The organism is Pelatocladus sp. BLCC-F211, from assembly GCF_041928655.1.
Taxonomy (GTDB): Bacteria; Cyanobacteriota; Cyanobacteriia; order Cyanobacteriales; family Nostocaceae; genus Pelatocladus.
In genome coordinates, this window is sequence record NZ_JBHFLM010000187.1 from 1 (window position 1) to 2,927 (window position 2,927).

Below are 2,927 nucleotides of genomic sequence, written 5' to 3' on the forward strand. Positions count from 1 at the left end.
AAGAGGAGTTTTTCAAAAAGGACATTATGTAGGTTGGGTGGAACGGAGTGTAACCCAACATTAACCAGACTATAATGTTGGGTTTCGCTGTCGCTACACCCAACCTACAAAACTACAGTTCTCAAAGTAGACGTGGTTTAAAAGATGCTTTAGGGTAGTTTCTGAAAATTTAGCTTGCTCACAGATACAAAAAATTTATATTTAGTGATTTTTGTATTCCTAAAATAAATTATTATTTAATATTTAATGGTTCAGAAATATGCTTATTTTCTTTTTTACGATAAAAAGTAATATTTAAATTCATATTTAGACTAAATAAATCAAAAAAATCCTAAGTAATTTTACACTCACTAATGTTAAATAGAATTTATATTTACATTAATAAAATAGATAAAATTACAGTTGACTAAGCAACAATTTAAAATATTCACATCACAAAAATAGGATTTCAATACTAGTCGGTTCAGAATTTTTCGTCATAATTTTGGGCATGTAGAGACGTTGCACTGCAACGTCTCTGGTGGGTTTAAATGTCTTTGCCTGCTGCTCTATTGTAAAAGAGCGATCGCATGATGACGGATGTGATCTTCAATAAAAGAGGTAATAAAGTAATAGCTGTGATCGTAGCCTTCTTGATAACGCAAATTCAAAGGTTGATCTACTTCCGCACAAGCTTTGTCAAATATATCCACAAGTAATTCTTCAGCTAAAAATTTATCAGCAGTACCTTGATCGATCAGAATCTGACTGTGGTATCCTACTTGCTTGACTAACTCGCTAGCATCATAAGCACACCAAGCTTCTAAATCATTACCAAGATAGCGACTGAAAGCTTTTTGTCCCCAAGGACAACGCATTGGTGCAGCAATCGGCGCGAAAGCTGAGACAGATTTATATTGCTGGGGATTTCGCATTGCACAAACCAGCGCCCCATGTCCACCCATAGAATGACCAAAAATGCTTTGTCTGTCTGGTATAGCTGGGAAATTGTCGGCAATTACAGCAGGTAATTCATCAACGACATAACTATACATGCGGTAATGCGAAGCCCACGGTTCAACTCTAGCATCAACGTAAAAGCCTGCACCCGTGCCAAAGTCCCAGTCTTCATCCTCACCAGGAATTCCAGTGTTGCGGGGGCTAGTATCTGGTACTACTAACATTAAACCGTACTTGGCTGCAAAGCGCTGCGCCCCCGCCTTCGCCATAAAATTTTCTTCTGTACAAGTCAAACCAGAGAGGAAATAAAGCACAGGTACTAGTTCATTACTTACCTGTGGTGGTTGGTAAACAGCAAAACGCATTTCACCATTACAACTAGTAGAGTAATGACGATAAAAACCGAGTTTACCATCAAAGCATTTCGATTCGCAAATCAGAGCAACAGACATGTTTTATTGGTTAAATTAGCTAAACTTACGAGTGAAGGAGGCTGTTTAGATTCAGTTAAAAACATACTATGAACCAAGAACAACAGGATATATTCGACTCGAAATCTGTTCCAGATTCATCAATAACTGGACAAAAGCCCCAGGAAACGAATGAAAAGGTTTCTTATATTCATAAAACTGATCGTATTCGAGCTTGGAGTGAATTTATTAAGTCTATAACTCCATATATTTGGGTAGTTGTAATTATTTTTGTGCTGATTCCGTTACTAGGAAAATTTTTAATCGCAGGTTCATCACCACAAGATCATGTTATTGCTCAATCAACAAAAAACAATATAGTGATTGTGGATAAAAAAGCTCCACCATCAGGAATAGAAGATGCGATCGCCACTGCAATTACAAATGCTCATGCTCAATCTCAGAGTTTCGCTGCTGCAAAATTAGACCAGTGGGTTAATGAATTAATGACTCGCGTTGATCATAGCTTTCTAGATTGGTATTTTAATTATTTCAATCAAAAAAAACTAGAATTTAGCACTCCGTTTGTGTGGTTAACTTCAGCCGCAGCCCACTGGACAAATGCTAATAATCCCTCGCCTACACAAGCAGTAGCCGAAAAATTGACTGAGAATTTTCAAACAGAATTTGCCAAACGTGTTCTTAGACCTAAAGTTGCTCAATTGGAATTAGAAAATATCACTAAAGATACTATAGATTTTTATGTTGTCCAGTTGAGTCAAAATATTGCTGATATCCAAAGTAGTTACAAGATACCTCAAGGAGATTGGGAACGTTATCTCGGTGATATTGCCATTACTGTTAATGATACAGAAGGCAATATATCTAATTTATCTTTAAAGGTTTTAACTGGAGGTAGTGCTTATTTACTTACAAAAGCCATGATTCCGACTGTGACGAAAGTCGGTAGTAAAGTTGTGACATCTTTTGCTGGGAAAGCGGGTGCAAAAATGGCAGCGAAAACTGGTGGTGCAGTTGCTGCAAAATTAGGTGCAGAGTTACTAGATCCGATAGTAGGTGTTGGTATTATTATCTGGGATGTATGGGATTTTAATCATACAGTAGCAGTTGAGAAACCTATCTTGCGAGATGCAATTAGTGATTATTTACAACAAGTAAAATTATCATTGCTAGATCATCCCGAAAATGGAATTATGTCAGCAATTAATCAGGTGGAAAATGGAATGTTTAATAATGTTCGTAGTAGCCCTTAAAGACTAATACAAATTAATGATTTTAACTTGACAATAGGGAACAAGAAAGGTAGTTAAGCAATAGATAATAGGGATATCTGGGTAAACTAACTTTGTGAATGTGGTTTAGAAAAAATCAAGTGTTTTGTCTGGTTGAGCCACAATTTAAATTGCTGGATATCAGACAATACGGTTCAGTTAAGGCTAAAAACTAAAACTAGCGTAGGTTGGGGAGCCAGTGCGTTGCGGGGGTCCCAAGAGTTGTAGCACCTGGCGTTTGAGGAACGTAGACGCGCCCTGCGCGGCTGATCGCAGAGTAACCCAA

General features: G+C 37.3%; 2 protein-coding genes. One reads left to right on the plus strand and one right to left on the minus strand.

Translation table 11 applies throughout. From position 1 onward, the window contains the following. Positions 1–548: 548 nt before the first annotated feature. The gene (gene fghA, locus ACE1AT_RS22475; protein ID WP_374872378.1) at positions 549–1,391 is read right to left on the minus strand and encodes an S-formylglutathione hydrolase; all 843 of its coding nucleotides are present in this window, start codon (positions 1,389–1,391) and stop codon (positions 549–551) included. Between the two features lie 68 nt (positions 1,392–1,459). On the opposite strand from fghA, the gene ACE1AT_RS22480 reads away from it, so the two are divergent. Continuing rightward, a complete protein-coding gene (locus ACE1AT_RS22480; protein ID WP_374872380.1) occupies positions 1,460–2,623 on the plus strand; it encodes a hypothetical protein in 1,164 nt (387 codons plus the stop codon). Positions 2,624–2,927: the final 304 nt, after the last annotated feature.